Annotated in this window: 17 protein-coding genes and 1 pseudogene; 2 read left to right on the forward strand and 16 right to left on the reverse strand. The window is 37.9% G+C overall.

The window, feature by feature from the left end:
* Positions 1-6: 6 nt before the first annotated feature.
* Positions 7-1,446, forward strand: coding sequence for an undecaprenyl-phosphate galactose phosphotransferase WbaP (gene wbaP, locus B4C08_RS04080; RefSeq protein ID WP_296091711.1), 1,440 nt, complete (start codon positions 7-9; stop codon positions 1,444-1,446).
* A gap of 3 nt (positions 1,447-1,449) precedes the next feature.
* Positions 1,450-3,069 (forward strand): hypothetical protein, encoded by a 1,620-nt coding sequence (locus B4C08_RS04085; RefSeq protein ID WP_296663192.1) that lies wholly within the window; start codon positions 1,450-1,452, stop codon positions 3,067-3,069.
* A 1-nt stretch (position 3,070) separates the two neighbouring features.
* Here the strand turns inward: B4C08_RS04085 and B4C08_RS04090 are convergent, their stop codons facing one another.
* The 16 genes and pseudogenes from B4C08_RS04090 to B4C08_RS04165 all read right to left on the reverse strand — a co-directional run bounded on the left by B4C08_RS04090 (position 3,071) and on the right by B4C08_RS04165 (position 19,910).
* Complete coding sequence (locus B4C08_RS04090; RefSeq protein WP_296663194.1) at positions 3,071-4,186, reverse strand: tetratricopeptide repeat protein; 1,116 nt, start codon at positions 4,184-4,186, stop codon at positions 3,071-3,073.
* Positions 4,187-4,190: 4 nt separating this feature from the next.
* Entirely contained in the window at positions 4,191-5,288 is a 1,098-nt protein-coding gene (gene ispG, locus B4C08_RS04095; RefSeq protein ID WP_296663197.1) for a flavodoxin-dependent (E)-4-hydroxy-3-methylbut-2-enyl-diphosphate synthase, read from the reverse strand.
* Between the two features lie 168 nt (positions 5,289-5,456).
* Positions 5,457-5,879, reverse strand: a complete 423-nt coding sequence (locus tag B4C08_RS04100; RefSeq protein WP_295799227.1) for a V-type ATP synthase subunit K — start codon at positions 5,877-5,879, stop codon at positions 5,457-5,459.
* 70 nt (positions 5,880-5,949) lie between these two features.
* A complete protein-coding gene (locus tag B4C08_RS04105) occupies positions 5,950-7,881 on the reverse strand; it encodes a V-type ATP synthase subunit I (RefSeq protein ID WP_296663200.1) in 1,932 nt (643 codons plus the stop codon).
* On the reverse strand, positions 7,881-8,492 hold the full coding sequence (locus B4C08_RS04110) for a V-type ATP synthase subunit D (protein WP_273466703.1): 612 nt from the start codon (positions 8,490-8,492) through the stop codon (positions 7,881-7,883). The genes B4C08_RS04105 and B4C08_RS04110 overlap by 1 nt, the downstream gene beginning before the upstream one ends.
* Before the next feature lie 24 nt (positions 8,493-8,516).
* Positions 8,517-9,812, reverse strand: a complete 1,296-nt coding sequence (locus B4C08_RS04115) for a V-type ATP synthase subunit B (protein WP_296663203.1) — start codon at positions 9,810-9,812, stop codon at positions 8,517-8,519.
* Positions 9,812-11,581, reverse strand: coding sequence for a V-type ATP synthase subunit A (locus B4C08_RS04120; RefSeq protein ID WP_296663206.1), 1,770 nt, complete (start codon positions 11,579-11,581; stop codon positions 9,812-9,814). The genes B4C08_RS04115 and B4C08_RS04120 overlap by 1 nt, the downstream gene beginning before the upstream one ends.
* The gene (locus B4C08_RS04125; RefSeq protein ID WP_296663209.1) at positions 11,578-12,126 is read right to left on the reverse strand and encodes a DUF2764 family protein; all 549 of its coding nucleotides are present in this window, start codon (positions 12,124-12,126) and stop codon (positions 11,578-11,580) included. The genes B4C08_RS04120 and B4C08_RS04125 overlap by 4 nt, the downstream gene beginning before the upstream one ends.
* Before the next feature lie 131 nt (positions 12,127-12,257).
* A pseudogene (locus B4C08_RS04130) lies at positions 12,258-12,863 on the reverse strand (V-type ATP synthase subunit E); the annotation flags it as partial.
* 36 nt (positions 12,864-12,899) lie between these two features.
* Positions 12,900-13,940 (reverse strand): aldose epimerase family protein, encoded by a 1,041-nt coding sequence (locus B4C08_RS04135; protein ID WP_296663212.1) that lies wholly within the window; start codon positions 13,938-13,940, stop codon positions 12,900-12,902.
* Between the two features lie 99 nt (positions 13,941-14,039).
* Positions 14,040-14,567, reverse strand: coding sequence for a hypothetical protein (locus B4C08_RS04140; RefSeq protein ID WP_296663217.1), 528 nt, complete (start codon positions 14,565-14,567; stop codon positions 14,040-14,042).
* A gap of 58 nt (positions 14,568-14,625) precedes the next feature.
* Entirely contained in the window at positions 14,626-14,964 is a 339-nt protein-coding gene (locus B4C08_RS04145; protein WP_295798419.1) for a hypothetical protein, read from the reverse strand.
* 103 nt (positions 14,965-15,067) lie between these two features.
* Positions 15,068-16,363, reverse strand: a complete 1,296-nt coding sequence (locus B4C08_RS04150; RefSeq protein ID WP_296663220.1) for a hypothetical protein — start codon at positions 16,361-16,363, stop codon at positions 15,068-15,070.
* Position 16,364: 1 nt separating this feature from the next.
* Positions 16,365-17,153 carry an outer membrane lipoprotein-sorting protein gene (locus tag B4C08_RS04155; protein WP_296663222.1) on the reverse strand — a complete coding sequence of 263 codons (789 nt, stop codon included), beginning with the start codon at positions 17,151-17,153 and terminating at the stop codon, positions 16,365-16,367.
* 49 nt (positions 17,154-17,202) lie between these two features.
* A complete protein-coding gene (locus B4C08_RS04160) occupies positions 17,203-18,489 on the reverse strand; it encodes an ABC transporter permease (RefSeq protein ID WP_296663225.1) in 1,287 nt (428 codons plus the stop codon).
* Positions 18,489-19,910, reverse strand: coding sequence for an ABC transporter permease (locus tag B4C08_RS04165; protein WP_296663228.1), 1,422 nt, complete (start codon positions 19,908-19,910; stop codon positions 18,489-18,491). Before B4C08_RS04165 ends, B4C08_RS04160 begins: the two co-directional genes overlap by 1 nt.
* Positions 19,911-19,969 lie beyond the last annotated feature (59 nt).

Consider the following 19,969-nt stretch of genomic DNA (forward strand, 5'->3'; position numbering starts at 1 on the left):
AGACTTATGATTTCTAGTATCAACGCAGACGAATTAGAAAAATACTTAAAATCTCAATATAGGCACACAAGTTCATTCGTTTCTGGTGTCTCACTTGGCTTTATAGATGCATTGCTTTTTATGCTTTCAATCTGCATTGGATTTTTTATTGTAAATGCGTTCGACCCTTCCTGTATAAATTTCAGATCTTTTTTGAAATATTCAGTTTTCTTGCCAGCAGTTTTCATTGTTTTCTATTTAAATGGACTTTACCCAGGAATTCTTTTAGCTCCAGAAGACGAAGTAAGAAGATTTTCACTTTCATCATTTTTCATTCTTATTGGAGAAGCTTTTGCGCTTACAACTATAAAGTCCACAAAAGACCTTATTCCAATTGCAGTAGCACTTGTGCTTTCATGGCCGTTTGCAACAATTTTACTTCCGCTTGGAAGAGAATTAAGCAGAAGATATTTTGCAAAATTCTCATGGTGGGGAGTTCCAGCGGTAGTTTACAACAAAGATGACAGGGCAAATTTAATCGTAGAGCGGCTTTTGAAAAAAAAATATCTTGGCTATAGACCGATTCTCATTGTAACGGACTCAGTCATTCACAAAGATGAATTTCTTGGAATAAAAATTGTTGAGCAGTCTGCTGAAATTTCCGCAGTTTTAAAAAAAATCAACATAAAAGTCGGGATTCTATGCGGATTCAATAAAAACCTTGAAGAACTTCAGACAAATTACAGATATTTAATCCGTGTGCCAAGAGAGCAGTTGAACACAACAATGTCTTTGCACATGAAAGATTTCGGCGGAATTCTTGCGTTCTCTTCAACAAACTATCTTACAAAAAAAAGTTCCTTGTTTTTAAAAAGAGCAATCGATATTCTTGCCTGCATTTGCGTTGCGCCGATTTTGCTTCCGCTTACGTTAATTATTGCAATCGCAGTAAAAATAAGTTCGCCAGGACCAGTTTTCTACGGACATAAAAGAGTCGGAAAAAATCATTCAGTTTTAAAATGCTGGAAATTCCGTTCAATGTGCATTGACGCAGACAAAAAGTTAAAGGAAATTCTTGAAAATGATCCTGTAAGAGCCGCGGAATGGGAAAAAGACAGAAAATTCACAGATGATCCGCGTGTAACAAAGCTTGGAAAATTCCTTAGAAAAACCAGTCTTGATGAAATTCCGCAGCTTTGGAATATTTTTGTCGGAGAAATGTCCTTAGTCGGCCCGCGCCCAGTTACAGAGCCTGAACTCATAAAATACGGAAAATATTCAGACTATGTGCTTTCTGTAAAGCCTGGATTAAGCGGAATGTGGCAGATTTCAGGACGAAGCGACACTGGCTACGAGGAAAGAATCAATTTAGACACTTATTATATCCAAAACTGGTCTGTGTGGCTTGACATTTGGATTTTGATAAAAACAGTCGGAGTTGTAATAAAAGGCAAAGGAGCCTATTGATTTATGCTTAAAAATTTAAAAAAAATACTTGTCTTCGTTGTGCTTTATTGCGCATCAGCAGTTTTTGCACAGGAAGAACTTTTTCAAATAAAAAAAGTTGACTTTATTTCAAAAGGAAAAACAAAAGAGTCTGCGTTAAGAAAAAATATCTCAGATATAAACTACAAAAGAGTTTTTACATCTCAGGAAGAACTTGAAGAATATCTTCATGACATATATCAGAATATAGAAAACACAAGGCTTCTTACAGACATTGAATATTCATACAACATAGCGGAAACAACAGACGACGGAATAAATCTTATTGAAGCGCAGTATACTTTTAAAGATTCCCATTCAATGCTGATTTTTCCAAAGCCGGCTTTAGACACGAACTCAGGAATAGAAATCAAGCTCAAGCTCAAAGACAATAACTTTCTAGGACTTATGAATGATCTGAATGTTGATTTGAATTTGAACTTTGGAGATGATGACGAGCCAGACAATTATTCAAAAGTAACAACAGGATTCAATTTTAGCTATGATTATCCTTTTGACATTGGAATTACCGAAAACACTTGGAGCAATTCTTTTGATTTCAATTGGACAATAGGAGACAACGCTCCGGAATACGACTACACAACAGGAATTGCCGTTGTAGTTCCAATCGGTCAGCATAAAATTAAATTTGAATTTTCACAGTCAATAATAAAAAATCTTGACTATGAAAAATATGACGATGAACTTTACTTTGTAGAAAATGCGACAATTTCAGTTCCATTTTCAATTGGTTACATAGGAAACACAACAGAAGTTACTTATACGCCTTCTATAAATTTTACGTATAACTGGGATAGAAACGGAATCAACAAAAGCAATGACGACTTGAACCAAACACCGATGATAAAACCGGGGCAAACAATAAGTTTCAGTAATATAAACTGGGTGGGCGTAAACAACTTTAGAACTGGATATTCATTTTCTGCATCTCAATACATGGGCTGGGACATAACAGCAGATACAATCGATGAGAAAGTAGTTCCATCAGTTGAAGCAAATTTAAAATTATTCAAAAGTTTCAAATATGTTGGCTTTGCAATCAATGCAAACGGATTTGCAGGCTATAACACAAATTTTTCAATCGGCGAATACTTAAGAGGCGCGCCAGACAAACAGGAATTTGATGACTACGAAGTTGACGCAGATAACTACGCATTAAAAACTCCAGCTGCGATAGTTTTCAACTTTGATATGCCGATTCACATTGTTACCGTCCGTTGGCTTGACTGGAGCTATGCATTGTTTGGAAGTTATGACACAAAGCCTAAAGCTGTAAAAGCAATTGCATTTTTACCACATAAAATTTTCAAGTACCTGAACTTTGAATTTCAGCTAAGCCCATTCTTTGATGCCGCATTGATAAAAAACAGAGGCACTGGCTCAAACTTGAACTACAAAGAAGGAATCTATACGGGCGGTCTTGAAGCCCTTGTTTATCCTGAAAAATGGAAGAGTTTTGTTGTGCGCGCAAGTCTTGGCGTAGACCTTTCCAAAAAGATTCTCAATGGACGCATGGACTTTGACAGCTCATGGAGAAAAGGAAAGGCTTGGGAAGCGTATTTTGGTTTAGGACTTCAATTCTAATTCAATTTTCAGCTTTTACAATTTTTTCTGAAGCGTAAGATTTCCAATATTCAACAGGTGCTGATTCTGAAAGAGACTCAAAGAGAGAACGTGAAAAAACAATTCTTCCAGAATTAGCAGCAGAGTCCGCAAGATCACAAAACAATTCCCACACATCGTTTTTTATGCCCCACTCCACAATATCGCTGTAGTTGGAAGATTCCGCAAGAAGTGTCTTAAAATTTAAATATTTAAAGCCGTTTATTCTTTGCATTAAAACGGATTCAATTTTTGTTACAGCCAAAATTCCTGCAAAAGCATTAAATTTCAACGCCTTGTCAGTTTCAGCTTCTGACATATACAGTTTGCCGAGTTTAACAAATGCTTTTAGCCCTGTTGCATCTTCTGCGCGGTACAAAAGAAAAAATTTTTCAAGACTGTCAGAAGAATCAGAATTAACAATATGAAGGAGCGCATCTATATAGCTAGAATTCGTAAAAACAGAATCATCGCTTGCAATAACAAGAAGATATTTTTCATAATCATCTTTGTTTCCCAAGTCATAAGAAAGCTCGGCAAGTTCATAAAGCAAATCATATTTTTCCATTGGAATATCAAGATTCACTGAATAATCATAAGCATCTTTCATATAATCCAAGGCAACAGAATACTCACCTTCAAGCTTATAAATTTTTCCAAGAAGAAAATCAGCCTCTGGATAGTGCGCATAAACTGAAATAAACTCAATCAATTTTGAATAGCTTCCGTTGAAAAAATCTGCGCCATGTTTTTCAATATGCATTGAAACAATTTTTGAGGCTTCTGTAAATTTCAATTCATTTAAAACTTGGGAAACACGTTCAATTGAATCTCCCGCCCGTCGGACTCTTGAATTTTTTAAAGTTTCATCAAGAATATAAGTTTGCCACTGGGCATTTTGAGAACGTATAAACTTTGCTTGCTCTGCAAATTTTACAGCAGTTCCAAAGTCATTTTTTTCAAAAAAATCTTTGGACTTTTGCAATGCCCTCCAATCTTCCTGCCCCTTTTGAGGCTTTTTAGGAGCGGCAAAAATATCAAAGCAAAAAAACAAAGCAAACGAAAAAACAGCAATAAATTTTATAGCAAACTTTCTCATTGAATTAAAGATTCTCCAAGACCTTTTTAAATTCTATATCGGCATCTTTTTCATCAATTGTTTGCACTATTTTTCCTTTTTTGAAAATTATGCACTTTCCGCCGCCGCCAGCAATTCCTAAATCAGCGTGCTTACCTTCACCAGGTCCATTAACAATGCAGCCCATTACCGCAACCGTAATATTTTTATCAAGTGCAAGCAATTTGTTCTGCCATCGCTCCATAAAGCCATGGACATCAAAGCCCAAACGTCCGCATCTAGGACAGCTTATCAAGGTAACGCCGCCATTTCTAAGTCCGCATTCATGCAGAATTTCCCTTCCTGCAATAACTTCATTCTCTGGGGAAGATGATAGGCTGACACGGATTGTAGAGCCAATGCCTTCATTTAAAAGATGAGAAAATGCCAGTGTGGATTTCACAACGCCAGTAATCAAAGGACCTGCCTCTGTTACTCCAATATGCAAAGGAATATCTGAGTGACGAGCAAAGGTTTCATTTGCATCAATTGTTTCCTGAACAGACGAAGCTTTCATGCTGACTGCAAAATTTTCAAATTTAAGCGACTCAAAAACTTCAGATTCCCTTAATGCAGTTTCCGCCAAAGCTTGAGCCCTCGTAATTTCTGAACTTTCAACTTTTTTTTCCAAGTCTTTTGGCAAAGATCCTGTGTTCACACCAATTCTTATGGCCGTGCCTTTTTCTTTGCAAGCCTCTACAACAGCTTTTGTCTTGTCAAAGCTTCCTATATTTCCAGGATTGATTCTTATTACAGAAATATTCCCCTTTAAGCACTCCAATGCAAGCCTATAGTCAAAATGAATATCAGCAACAAGCGGAACATCCGTGTTCTCGGCAATTTTGCACAAAGAACGCGCGCTTTCCATGTCAGGAACAGCAAAACGAATAATATCGCATCCAAGTGATTTCAAATTGTCAATGCGCTTTATAACTGAATCCAGACCGGTTTTGTCAATTTCAGTTATTGGCTCTTTCCACATTGTCTGAACTGTAACAGGATTTTTTCCGCCAATATATATTTTTTTTGTTCCGTTATTTCCACCGATTTGAATTACACGCGGGATTTTAAAATTTTCTTCCATAGAATCTATTATATCATATTGGAGACTTGTGTAAAAGCATTTATTTTTTATAAGTTTGCTCAGAATCTTGAAGCAGGCGTTTTTACAATTTAGCATAAATTCCTGAACAAAAAAAAGCCCGGAAGCAATCAAGCCCCGGGCATTTTAGTTTCTATAGAATGAAAAATTTTAGCAAACAATCATTCCGAATACCATAGAGAACAAAGCGATTGTTTCGCAAAGACCTACAACCATAATGTACTGTGCAAATCCTTTTCCTGTTTCCGCCAAAGCATCAGAACCAGCAGCGCCAGCTTTTCCCTGAGCAACAGCAGACATGCACATTGAAAGACCGCAAGCAATTCCAAGTCCAAGAAGGAACAAAGGATCAGCTGAAGAAGTTCTCATTGTGTTCATAAGAAGGAAACCGTAAATTGTCTGTGTAAGCGGAGCACCTGCAAAAACAACCAAAAGGAAAGGCGCAGGCTTATTGTTCAAGTAGCACCTTTTCCAAGCTCCAATTGCTCCCTGACCTGCAATTCCAATACCGATTGCGCTTCCAATCGCAGCAATTCCCATTACAACACCAGCACCAATCATTCCCCAGTTCATAAATACTCCTTTACGCAAATTTGCGTTGTTAATCTAATTTTTTAGGCAGAAAACTGCCGTAATTCAAATTTTATTTTTCTTCACGGAACGGAGAATATTTTGTTCCGCTCCATGACATTCCAAGATGCTGACTGAATTCAAGAGTATTCAGACGCACACCGTGAACAATAACAGACAAAAGGTTCAGCACAATATTCAGTCCATGGCCAAAGCACAAAAGAATAACGCCAAAACCAACCATAATCAACTTGCCAAGCATAGGACCAGCCATTGTATTTATCGTACTGCTTATAGCCGCACCTGCAAGCGCAACTGCCCACAAACGTATATAAGAGACAATGTCGCTGAAAACATTTACAATTCCCAAAAGCACACTGATAATGTTCTTTAGACTTTCAAAAATCGAATCCTTAATACTTCCGTCATAATTTGAAAATACAAAATTCAAAATAAATCCAAAGAAAAGCACACCAAGCGCAACATAAGGAATTGGAAGCCAGCCGATTCCAAAGAAATACAAAGTTTCTTCTGTAATTCCAAGCGGATATTTTACAGCATCAACAACCATGTCCATTACAACGTAGTACATTCCCCAAAGCTCAAGCAAAGAGCCAAGTTCTCCAAGGCACTTTAAGGATTTTCTGTAACGAAGAATTCCTTTTATATGGGCAATGCTAAGCTGAATAATAGCAAGGATAAAACAGAAAATCTGCTGGTTAGTATTAGAAACATCAGATCCCACTTTTGCGGGTGAAATTGGTGCAAAAGACAAATTCACCATCCATTTTGGAAGTCTTGTTGAATCTATTCCAAACCAAGTGCAAGTCAAAACACCCCAGCACATTGTACTGAATCCAAGCAAAAAGACAAGCACGTTTACAGATGAAAATGCCTTTCCATTTTTTGCGCCTTTAGCCATAAGTCCAATTGAAAGCGCACAGATTAATGCTCCATATCCTGCATCGCCAAAAATCATCGCAAAGAAAATGCAGAAGAAAAGCAAGAACCAGCCCGAAATGTCATATTCATGGTAGCCCGGCGTAACATCAAGAAAATTTGTAAGCGGATAAATAAGTTCCACAAGCTTATTGTTCTTTAACTTTGTCGGAACAGGATCATCATCCGCAGGATCAGAAGCCACAAATGCCCAGCCGTTTTCTGCACATACAGATTTGAAACTTTTCATTGAGTCAACTGGAACATATCCTGTAAGCCATGCAAGCTTTGTCTCTTCATCATCGGAAGTTTCATTTGAAGATTCTGATTCCATGCCGCTGTACAAATTCTCAAATTCAATATCAGAGGCAAGCTTCTTTTTATAATCAAGCAAAGCAGTTCGGAATTTTTTCTCTGCAAAAATCTTCTTATTGATGGCTTCAATTTCATGCTCGTCATCTACGATGTTTTTCTTCATCTGGCGAGTAGAAGATTCAGGCAAAGGAACAGCATAAGCTTCAGCAGGAAGACCAGCAGGACGCTCTTCAAGTTGTACTTCTGATTTCAGCAAAAACCTAGAAACTTTGTTCAAGGAATTTACAAGAACAGTTTTGCAATCCTCTCCAATCAACTGGTACTTTTCAGAAGGAATTTCATACATATATAGGAAAATTCCTTTTTCTGCAAAAGCCTTGAATTCTTCAGGATTAACGTCACCCCATTTTTCAAGCCGAGCAAGCTCATTTTTATTTTGGGAAATCAAATCAAAAAGTGTCTTTTTTCTATCACTTAAAGATATTATTTCCTTTACTTTTTCCCGGGCAGCATCTTTATCCAGTTTTTCCTGAATCAAAGCAGAAGACTTTTTTGGCTCTTTTATTTCATCAAGAATAGAAATAGCTTTATCAGTTTCCGCAGCCGATTCTTTGTAAGCAGAAAGGGTTGGACTAGAGCCTTCCACAGCTTCCAAATGCAAAACTCCAGCTTTTCTAAGCTGCTTTAAAGAAGCCTTTCTTGTTGAATCAAGAATAACCAAAGAGACTTTTTTCATCTGCACAATAGCCATTATTCAGCCTCCTTAGCATCAGCCTGAAGTTTTTTCTTGGAAATTTTTGAGCGTACAACCGCATTGACCTGTTCGTCTCCAAGAAAAATTCCTATGCGCTTGATATTAGCTTTTGTTTCAGGAATTTTTACTTTTTCAAACAGATTTACACGCTGAGTTGTTGTACGAAGTTCTTTTGCTAAAAGCCTTACTTGCTCATCCAGAACTTCCGCCTCCAAATCAAGCTCAAGGGCTTTTTCCATTCTATCCGCAGCCATATCAATCCAAAGCGGTGTTGAATAAAGATTATAGTCGCCACGTCCAAAATCTGCGCCTTCATAAACAGGAATCTTTACACCGGCAATATTGCCCCAGCCCTTTTTGATGTTTTTTACAGTAACCATATCAGGCTTAAAGGCATCTTTTTCACCGAAAACCGAAATCCATTTTTCAAAATCCTCTTCCAAAGCCTTTTTTTCAGCCCTGACAGATTTTGCTTTTTCGTCTATGGCGCGGATTTCTGACTGCAGTTGCTGCTTTTTAAGCGTAAGAGTCGGAAGATAACGCTGATACATTTTAAGCGCATCTTTTTGAGTCTTTTGCTCGTTTTTAGTCAGTTTTAATTTTGCCATAAAATAAATCCTTAATATTCAGGTTTAGTTTTTTGGCCAGAACTGCTCTATCAATTCAGACTTCAAGCCAGTTTCCGCCTTGTCAAAACATTCCGCAAGAATTTTCCATCCATTGTCCAAGGCTTCTTCAAGAGGAATGTTTACCGTAAGATCCATCATCTCTGATTCAAAAAGCTCTCCATATTTCAAAAGCTTTTCGTCCCAAGCACTCATAATAAAGCCCATTGACTTTTTTTCAAGAGTATCTTTGTACTGGGAATAAAGACGAATCATCGCATCCATAAGAGAACGGTGATCTTTGCGTGTTTTGCTGTTAACCTGCTGCTTTAAGCGAGAAAGAGAACCAAAAGGCTCAATGTGTCCGCCCTTAAGATAATACTGACCTTCTGTAATATATCCAGTGTTGTCAGGAACAGGGTGAGTAACGTCATCGCCAGGCATTGTTGTAACAGCCAAAACCGTTATAGAGCCTGAATCAGCAAAGTCAACAGCCTTTTCGTAACGGCTGGCAAGCTGAGAATACAAGTCTCCTGGATAACCACGGTTAGAAGGAACTTGCTCCTGAGTAATTGCGATTTCCTTCATTGAATCAGCGAAGTTTGTCATGTCTGTAAGAAGAACAAGAACGTCCTTTCCCTGAAGCGCAAACTGCTCTGCAACAGCAAGCGAAAGATCCGGAATTTTAATGCATTCAACAGTTGGGTCAGCAGCAGTATGAACAAACATTACAGTTTTGCTCAATGCGCCGCCTTCTTCCAATGTTTTTTTAAAGTAAAGATAGTCATCGTATTTCAAGCCCATTCCGCCAAGAACAATAACATCAGCCTGAGCCTGCATAGCAATACGAGCCAAAAGTTGGTTGTAAGGCTCACCGGAAATTGAGAAAATCGGAATTTTCTGACTAACAACCAAAGTATTGAAAACATCAATCATTGGAATGTTTGTACGCATCATTCTATTTGGATTAATACGTTTTGCAGGGTTTACAGAAGGTCCTCCGATTGCAACAAGATTTTCAGTCAATGCAGGTCCATGATCTCTTGGTTCTGCTGAACCGTTGAAAATGCGACCAAGCAAATTTTCACTAAAAGAAACACGCATTTCGTGTCCCAAAAAGCGGATCTGGTCATTTGTAGCAACACCGCGTCCGCCCGCAAAAACCTGCAACGAAACAGTTTCGCCATCAATCTTATTTACTTCAGCAAGGGATTTTCCAAACCTTGTGTTTATTTCAGCAAGCTCATTAAGCTTTACACCTTTTGCTTTTACAGTAATAACGCTTCCGTTTATGCTTTCAATTTTGCTATATACTTTATTCATTATTCACCGTCCTTGAGAAGCTTCTTTGCCTCGTTAGATACCTGCGCATTTTTTGAAGCCAAAGTACTTTCTATGACTTTTTCAGCTTTTGTAAAGTCTGCGCTCTTGAATTCCTTATAGTTCATATCAATGAAATTCTGGCGCAAAGTATTAAAGAAATTGCGGGCATCGTCTTTCTCTTCAAAGTCAAAGTCAGATCCAAGAATTTCAACAATTTTATTGAAAACGTATTTCTGACGTTCTACAGAAGATGCGCCTTCAATTTCATCAAAGCTATCCTGCTGCATATAGACGGCATCAAGAAATTCACTCTTCAAGTAAATAACAAAATCTGAAAGGCTTGTTCCTTCTTCGCCAACAACTTTCATCATTTGGTTGACTTCTGCGCCTCTTTTATAGACATTACGAGCAAATTCAACAAGATTGTGTCCAATTGTAGATTTGTACTTTGACCAAGAATCAAGAGGATCAATAGAAGGATAACGGCGCGCATCGGAACGTTCTCGGCTAAGACCATGGAATGCGCCAACAACTTTCAATGTTGCCTGAGTTACAGGCTCTTCAAAGTTTCCACCTGCAGGAGAAACAGTTCCACCAATTGTAACAGAACCGACATTTCCATCGCGAAGCTTTACAATTCCCGCACGTTCATAGAAAGAAGCGATTGTTGACTCCAAATATGCAGGGAAAGCCTCTTCACCAGGGATTTCTTCCAAGCGGCCAGACATTTCACGCATAGCCTGCGCCCATCTTGAAGTAGAATCCGCAAGAAGAAGAACATTAAGTCCCATCTGACGGTAATATTCTGCAAGAGTAACGCCTGTGTAGCACGAAGCTTCGCGGGAAGCAACAGGCATAGAAGATGTATTGCAAATTATGATTGTGCGCTCCATAAGAGAACGTCCAGTGCGAGGATCCTTAAGCTCCGGAAATTCTGTAAGAGTCTCTACAACTTCACCAGCGCGTTCTCCGCAAGCAGCTATAATTACAATGTCAACATCGGCATTGCGGCTTGTTGTGTGCTGAAGAACAGTTTTTCCAGCGCCAAACGGACCTGGAATACAATATGTTCCACCTTTTGCAACAGGGAAAAATGTATCAATCAGGCGGACTTTTGTAACCATAGGCTCATCTGGACTAAGACGTTCTGCATAGCAATTTACGGCTCGCTTTACAGGCCATTTAAAGCTCATGCTAATATTTATAGATTTTCCTTTTTCATCAGCAAGAGTTGCAATGGTATCATGAATTTTATATTCACCAGCTTTTGCAATTTTTTTGATTGTATAAGTTCCAAGGAATCCAAAAGGAATAAGAATTTTATGAGTAAAAGGTCCTTCTGGAACAGATCCTATGCTGTCTCCTGCAAAAACTTTGTCGCCTTCTTTTGCAGTAGGAGTAAATTCCCATTTTTTATTTTCATCAAGAGCAGGAAGATAAACACCGCGCTCAAGAAAGTAGCCGGATTTTTCAGCAAGAAGAGGAAGCGGATTCTGCAATCCATCATAAACCTGACCTAAAAGACCAGGGCCAACTTCAACGCTAAGCAAATCTCCAGTAAATTCTACAGAACAATCTGTTGAAATACCATTTGTCATTTCATAAATCTGCATCTGCGCTGTATTTCCGCGGATACGGATTACCTCTCCTTTCAGGCTTTTTCCGCCAACTTTAACGTAGCCTACTTCATTGAGAGATACCTTTCCATCGAATTCAACAGAAACCATGTTTCCATTGACAGCAACAACTTTGCCTTTTGTATCAGTCATTTCTTTTCTCCAAGAATTTCATCATAAATTTTGTGGTAAGAAGCCAAGCCCTCATCCTTGTTAAACTTCTTCATCCGCTCGGCAAGCATCAGTTTTAGTCCATAGCTATAGACCGCATCAGCCGAAAAACTGTCCATAGGCGCAATCCGATCCAAAATTCCAAGACGGTACTGATTCAGATACTGTTCCGCTGCCAAAGGACTGTCCATTCCAGTAGCAGTCCGCGCGGCCTGAACAGATTCACCATCACTTGCAGAAGGAAGATCCTTTATATCTTTCTTCATTTTTAAAGCCCTGATTTGGGCCAATGCAAGTCGAAGGCATCTTTCTTTTGCGTACCATTCATCAAGGAATACGGAACCTGTCGAAACAGGTTCAACAGGAGGTTCCAGCGTAAGTTTTTCAGCAAGCTTCGCAGATTTTTCAGACATAAAACGGCTGCACAAATCCTTGAAATATCCAACTGTAAGCGGAAGTTTTTGAGAACTGTCATCATTTACAGAAATTGCCGGAAGCTGGGCAACCAAATAATAGAGATGTTCCACTATTTTGTTTCCTTTGTAGTTTTTGCACGTGATTTTGCCGCCGGCTTTGCAACAGTTTTCTTAGCTTTTGAAGCCGCTGGTTTCTTTTCTTCTATTACAACAGGCTTTGGCTCTTCCTCTGCAATTCCTGCAGCCGCCTTTTTCATAATTTCTGTTGTTTTTGGATTCAAATAGGCACTGAACAAAGCCGCAACTTCTTCCGCGCTGAAATCATAAAATGCAGAGCCATTCTTCGATCCAATTCTAAAACCTGCTGAAAGAGAGGCGTCGCTTTTTATTACAAGACCTTTTGAAATTTTTGCTTTTAATGCAGTTTTAAGGCTTGCTTCAAGAACTTTTAAATCCTTTGCAGGCAAAAGAACAGAAATATTATCCGCATCTGGATTGGCAGACCAAGCTTTTACAGTTTCAGGAATCAATTTTTTGAGCAAATCCTTATCCATTGCTTTTTCTGTTTCGGAATTTACAATAGCAGAAAGCTCCTTGTTTATTCCATCACGGAATGAAATGATAAGGTTTCGTCCAGCCTGAGCAATAGCATCTTCGCTGGCCTTTTCCATGCGTTCTGTTTCAGCCTTTGCAGTTTTTATTATGCTGTCAGCTTTTACTTCAGCATCGCTTACAATTGAAGCGGCTTTTTTTTCCGCATCGGCAATAATCTTGCGGGCGGCAGATTCGGCACTAGAAACACCGTCCTTTTTGATTTTTTCGATTAATTCCTGTAATTGAATGTCCATCACAACCTCTTTATATTTTTCTATAATTGCTGAAAACTAAAAACCAAATTTATAAACCGTAGTTTCATGGTACGGCTTTTCTGGAGTTACTATGCAGCTTGGAAAATTCTCATGGTTCGGAGCGTCAGGATAAGCCTCGGTCTCCATGCAAACAGCATCATGAGATTTTAAAGGATAACCGTTCTTTCCAAATCCATCAATGAAATTTGCTGTATAAATCTGGCAGGCAGGCAACGTTGTAGAAACAGTCATTGTACGTCCGCTAGCAGGATCTTTTAACACGGCAAATTCAACTAAACTTCCATTGTGCGAATCTATGCAATAAGCGTGATCATATCCAGAGCCAGTTTCTTTCATATCTTTGCCGATAAGCTTTGGAACTCTAAAATCAAAAGCTTTTTTTTCATCAACAGAACAAAGTTTTCCAGACGGAATGAGATGCTCGTCAACTTCAACAAATTTTGAACAATCCATCTTGAGTTCCTGATCTTCAATAGAACCGCCATCATAGCCTTTCAAATTGAAATAGGCATGGTTTGTAAGGTTTACTGGAGTCGGAGCATCTGTCTTGGCAGAATAATCCAAAGTAAGCTCATTATCTTCATTTAATGTGTAGGTAACTTTTATTTTTAAATTGCCAGGCATATTTTGCTCGCCTGCCAAACTTACTCTTGAAAATTCAATTCCAAGTCCTTTGTCAGTACGGATTTTTTTTGCAGACCACAGCTTCTTTTCGTATCGGTCAAATCCGCCGTGAAGACAGTTTTCACCGTCATTTTTATCAAGCTGGTAAGTTTTTCCATTGAGAGAAAAAGATGCGCCGCCGATTCTGTTTGCAAAGCGACCAACTACAGTTCCAAAGCAACTTCCACTAGAAGCATAGCCTTCCAGAGTTGAACAGCCCAAAAGAACATCAACTTTTTTTCCGTCTTTTGCAGGTAAAAGAATGCTTGTAATTGTGCATCCATAATCTATAACAGAAAAGCTCATAGAGCCGTTTGAAACTGTGTACAAATGAACTTTTCTTCCATCATACAAAGTTCCAAATTTGACCTTTTTAAATTTCAAATTACTCATAGATAAAAATATACTCTGATTCTTTTCAAAGTTCAAGAAAAAAAAGCTGTTTTGAGAAAATATTTATTAAAACAAGTCCGTAAAAAGTACAAAAAAAAATCAAGAAAACTCGATTACAAGTTTTACTTCCTGAATGCTTCTGCCTGTTTTTCTTGCAATTTCTTCTGATGGAATTCCAAGGGCGCGAAGTTCCAAAACCTGAGCTTTAAAGTCCTTTTTAGGAACAATTGGGTTTTCAGCCATAAAAAGCTCAGGCTCAACTACAGGAATTTTTCTAACTTCAACTTCCGGCTTAGGCAAATTTTTTATTCCAAGCTCATTTTTTGCCTTTTCTGTAAAAAACAAGTCGCCTTGCATAAAAGAATTTTTTGAAGCCGAATCCAGTTTTTTTTGAAATGATTTTGATTTTTCAGCAAGAGAAAGCTCTTTTTTTAACATTCCGATTTTTCGTTCGGCTTCCGCAGAAATAGCCTTAAGCTGCTTAATTTTATCTTCTATTAAATCAATGCTTCTTCCTGCGTTGAAATTTATGCTTTTGATAATTTCTTTTGCCTTTTCATTAGTCTCTTCAATAATTTTATCTGTGGAAAAAAAAGTGTTAAACTTCTTAAAAAAGACAACCCACATGAGTATATTGAAAAATATTATAAAAACAGCAATGGTCAACGCAAACGGCATTTTTTTTTCAACTTGTAATATCAATATGCTGTCCAAGATTTGGATCTTTTATTTCATAGACAGTAGGCTTTTTAATTTCCGGCTCTTGCTTTGCGGATTTTCCATCTCCCTGCAAAAGTCCTTGTCCAGCGCCTCCGCCCTGACTCACATCAGCCTTGATTTTTGCAGAATCCTCGCTTTGTGAAGTTTCTGTAACAGTCTGGGCTTTTTGAGTTTGCTGTTGGGCTGTTTTTTCCAGATGCTGCCTATTCGCCATGCTTGCATTCTGGACTTGCGAAGCATTAAACTGCCCAATCTTATCCATCTGAGAATAAATGGTAGAAAGATCTATAGGCTGAACAGCCATAAGCACCTCGCATTTTATAATGTAGAAAATCTGAAAAAAAAACAGAAATATTCTATAAAATAATATTATATATATTTCCGCAGAAAATCAACACAAACACAGTTTAATAGTCCATTTTTACTTGAATTGAACTTCCAAGCCGGATCATGTAAATTTTATTTTCATAGTTTGCATCAAGCTGATGATAGCGCACTTCAATTCCTGTGTTCCATTCCGCGTTCGGGAAAAGCCCTGATTTTATAAAACCAAATTTTACAAGGCCGCTTTTATCGTCTTCTGTTTCACTTTTTATAATATGCTGCCACTGCAAGCCAAGCTTCATGTCTTTATTTTTTCCAAGCCGTTTTAAACCCAGATCAAGGTAAATGCGGCAGCTGTTTTTTTCAAGTTCTTTGTTATAAGAATCCTGAAATTCAAAATTCAAGCCAAAATTCGGATCATGTCCGTCCCACAAATGATAAAATCCGCCCGTAAAAACATACTTTGAAATATCACGGTGGTCATCTGTAAGTTTTCCGATTCCCTGAACATAAAGGTCTGTTCCAAAAATGGTCCGTTTTGCTTCTGCGCCGACAGTTACCGGTGTTGAGCCTGTTTCTAGCTTTGGATTTTTTCTTCCGAAAATATTAAAAGTCGTATGAAAAAATGTCATTTCAAGAGAGCCAGCCGCCGAAATGTCTTCAAATGCAGGCTGCGTTGAAGTTCCGCCGTATAAAATAATTCCAGACAAAGTTCCAGTCCAAAAAGGAATGCGCAAAAGTCCGGAAACAGCATCAGAACTGTCGCTTAAAATATTTGTGTAAAGATAACCTTGCTTTTCAATTTCCTGCCGTATTTGCTCCTTTTCTTCTTCGGTAAGCTTGTCATAGTCAGTATCTGTATAAAGGCTATATGCGTTTTCTCCGCTGAAAAGTCTTGTATATCCCCAGGCGGTCGCTTTTTTTCCTGCCGTAATATAAATTCTATCCCAAATCAAATAGTCAAAATAAAGCTCGTCAAGTTTTATGGCATCTTTTTTGGGCGGAAATTTTACGCTGGTTGTTCCGCGCACAGAAAGTGTTTTGTCAAGACGCGCCATAAAATAAATATAATTCGCCAAGTCAAAATAAACTGAATTTTTAAATTCATCATTTTCAGAATTCTGATTATGCTTGGTTCCGTAGTATCCAAAGTCAGACTCAAAATGGCCTGTAAATTTCAAAGGAATAAAATATTCAGAAGTTCCAATTTTCACCGACTGCTTGGAAGAAACAAATTCCGACGCATCGGACTGCTCAACAACAATGTCTTCTGAATCTGAAAAAAGCAAATCGTCATCAAACGAAATATCGTCTTCCGCCTGAGAAAAAGCAACCGAAATGCAAAAGCAAATCGCCGCTATAAAAAAAATCCGCTTCATTTTACTTTTCACTCATCATTTCAAGATAAGGCTTTGTATAAACAGAATTTTCCAGACGATCAAAAGTTATATTTGTAATCGTAATCTGCGTGCGCTCGAACTGAGTTTTTTCACCGATTTTCTTTCCGCGCAAATTGTCCGTGATAAGCATTTTTACAGGAATATAATAATTTTTATTTGAAGTCTGAACTATCTGATATGAAGGAATAGCAGTTGTTCTAAGTTTTTGCCCTGAAAGGCTGTAATCTTCCTTTTTGCGCACAAGCCCGTCATTTTTTGTAACCCAAAGACGTAATTCAGGATAATCCACATTTTGAACTTTTGCCTTTAGAACAAACATTACGCATTCAAGTTTTCCAAGCATTACTTCTGAAGAACTTTCTATTGAATAATCCCTGTAATAAAACTGCGGCGCAAAGTCTGAATTGTTCGCATTTGTATTCTGAAATTTGTCCCGTGCACTTGTAAATGTGAATCTGTGGTCAGCAGGATCGTAGAACCAAATATTGTTGTCATACTGAAGATAACCTTTTCCCTTGTCTTTTGCAGGACCTGTAACAAGAATTGTCCATTTTGCCTCGCTGTCCCTACGATACATAATTGCCTCTGTAGCATTTTTTCCTTCGCCAGGCTTTTCCTGAACAACTGAATAAAATCCTTTAAAGTCAGTTCCGTAAAAAGCTGTATTTTCCTGCGCCTGCTTTAAAAGCTCATCATGGGAAAATGAAAAAGCAGAAATTCCTGCAGAAACAAAAAAAACAAAGCTGACAATTTTCTTAAAATTTTTCATAGCACATCCATAAAATATCTTAACTTTTTAATTATTAACAAGCAAAAATTCATTCTGTTACAGTCAATGCCTGGACCGGAGTAATTCTTATAGCGGTTCTTAGCGAAAACAAGATTGCAGAAATTGTAGTAAAAATTATAACTGCAAAAATCAGCATTGCACCGCCAAAAGAATTCATTGGAACAATATATCCGTTCGTCAAAAACATATCAAACGCAGGAATAAAAGAAAAATTGAATTGTCTTACAATAAATTCCAAGAGCAAACAAAATCCCCAGCCGCATACACAGCCGGAAATTAAAAGCACAAGAGCTTCGCTAAGCAAAAGCAAAATCACAGAGCCGCGCTCCATTCCAATTGCCTTGTAAATTCCAATTTCATTTATGCGCTTCATTACAATAACTTTGTAAGTGCTGCTGATTCCAACAACAATTATTATTACAAGAGCCGCAATTACAAGAGAAGTTATTATTTTCATTGCGTCAATTATAACACCCAAATCTTCCATGTTTGCGTCCAGAACTATAAACGCGTAAATCGGCTCGCTAAATTCCCCGGCTAAAAGCGGCTCATAAAAGTCATACTTATCATTAACCAGCTTGTACATATTGAATTTTTTTTCAAGAAGAGACTGATATTTTAAAGTGTCTTTTGAAGATGGCAGTGAATCAGGGAAAAATATTCCAATTCTATTTGCATAAAATTCCGGAGAGCAATAAGCCTTCCGCAGAAAATCAATATCAATATAAGAAGTGTAAGTTCCAAATACGCTTGAATCTTTGAAAATGCCTTTTACAACAATCTGAACAGTATTTATGTAGCCGGGACCTGTTCTAAGCATAAAGGTTATAGAATCTCCAGTTGAAACTTCCAGCATGGATGCAATTTTTTCTGAAACCAGAACGCCATTTGTTCCTGCAATTCCGTCTGCACTTCCCTGCACATAATTGAATTTTGAAAATAGAATTTTTTCTTTTTCAAAGTCAACACCTTTTATTACACGCTGACGGACTTCAACGCCTTCATAATAAAAAGAAGCGGAATCCGCATCAAAATCAAATCTTGGGGAAATAACAGTTTCAGCTGGAAAAACATCAGAAAGTTTTTCAACAAATTCCCGGCAGTCATAAAATTCCAAATTGCTTCTTCCGCCTAAGAATTGATAGTTTCCACCGTAATAAATTTCAGCCTTCGTAGAAAGAGAATGCAACATTCCGTTTATTAGAAAAAAAGAAAAAAGTGAAACTCCAGCCCCAATAGCGCAAACAAAAAAAAGAGAAATGTACTGACGCCACCTTAAAAGCAATGAGCGAACCGAAAGCTTAACATAATTCATTAGACTGCCCCCTGCATAGCCTGAACAGGATTAACTTTTAAAGCGGTTCTAACAGGATAAATCCAGCCCAAAAGCCCAAGTAAAACAGAAAGAATCATCGACTTACACATAATTGAAAATGATGTAGAAACAACAAGATGGTCAGTTCCAAAAAGTTGAATCAGAAAAACATTTTTAAATTCAATATTCATGGAAGACAATGCGGCTGTGCATACAGTTCCCAAAATGCAGCCCAAAATTCCAGCCGTTATTGTAAGCATAAAAGTTTCGGTCATGCACTGAAGCGAAACAAAAGCTCTTGAAGCTCCCTGCGCTCTTAAAGTTCCAATTTCCTGCGTTCGGTTCAGGACATTTACAACAAGCGTATTGTTTATGATTATAAATCCTGCCACAAGAATAACAATTACGCCCGCATTAAAAATTACCCGCATCCAGTAAAGATACAAAGCCGTGCTTCCGGCGGCAGTTCTCCAAGCAACAGCACGCACTGGCCAGGAATTCTTCTTAAAAATTCTATTTAAATTTCTTATTGCCTTTTTTGGATTTTCACCTTGAGCAAGCGAGCAAACCATATAGTTCCATGAAGAACTGTCAATCGTTTTTTGCTCTTCCAAGGCAGGCTGAATTTTTTCAAACGGATTTTCAACAACAACTGCGCCTACATCTTCCGCATCATCAAAAAGAGATTCTATATCCAAATCGCTTTCAAGCAAATCTGTTTTTTCTTCTCCGATAAATGAAGTGTCCGCGACAGATTCAGACATATCCATAAGCGAACGGACTGTAAAAGCATCGGCAAGAACAATTCTGTCCAGCGTGGAATTCTCAACAGGATATTCATAAATGCAGGAAAGTTTTGCAGCACGGATTCTAAAAGTAGGACCGTCAACAACAAGAAATTGGACTGTGTCTCCAATAGAAATATTCATTTCCTGCGCATATTTTTTTGAAAGCATCACGCCTCTTTCAGAATCTGGAAATGGAGAGCCTTCAAGAATTTTTATAGAAGACATGCATTCAAAATACTTTGCGGCAGGAACTCCAAAAATCCAGACGGGCGTTCTTTCCCCGTTAAATTCCAAAGCGGCTGTTCCTGTTACTTGCGGAACACTTTTTTCTATTTCGGGAATTGAATTCAGGCAATCGGAAATTTCATTGAAAGGAACAAGCGCATTTATTTTTGTAAGAGTTCCCGTTACTGGAGTTTCATCCCCAAAAAGGCTCATCGGAATATCGCTTTTAGGAAAAATCGCAAGATCGCCTGTAAAGCTTTTGGAAAAAACTTTTTCAATTCCGTTTTCAGTGCTATCAAAAACTGAATTTATAACAGCCATAAGCATAATGGCAAACGCAATAAAAAGAACAATAACAAACGAGCTTTTTCTTGATACAATATTCTTAAAAGCCAAATAAAAAAGCATTTTCAGTCCCAGAAAAAAAATTACAGCCGCCCCAAAATAAGAGCGACTGTATTATAACA

It is taken from the genome of Treponema sp. UBA753 (genome assembly GCF_002297325.1).
Taxonomy (GTDB): Bacteria; Spirochaetota; Spirochaetia; order Treponematales; family Treponemataceae; genus Treponema_D.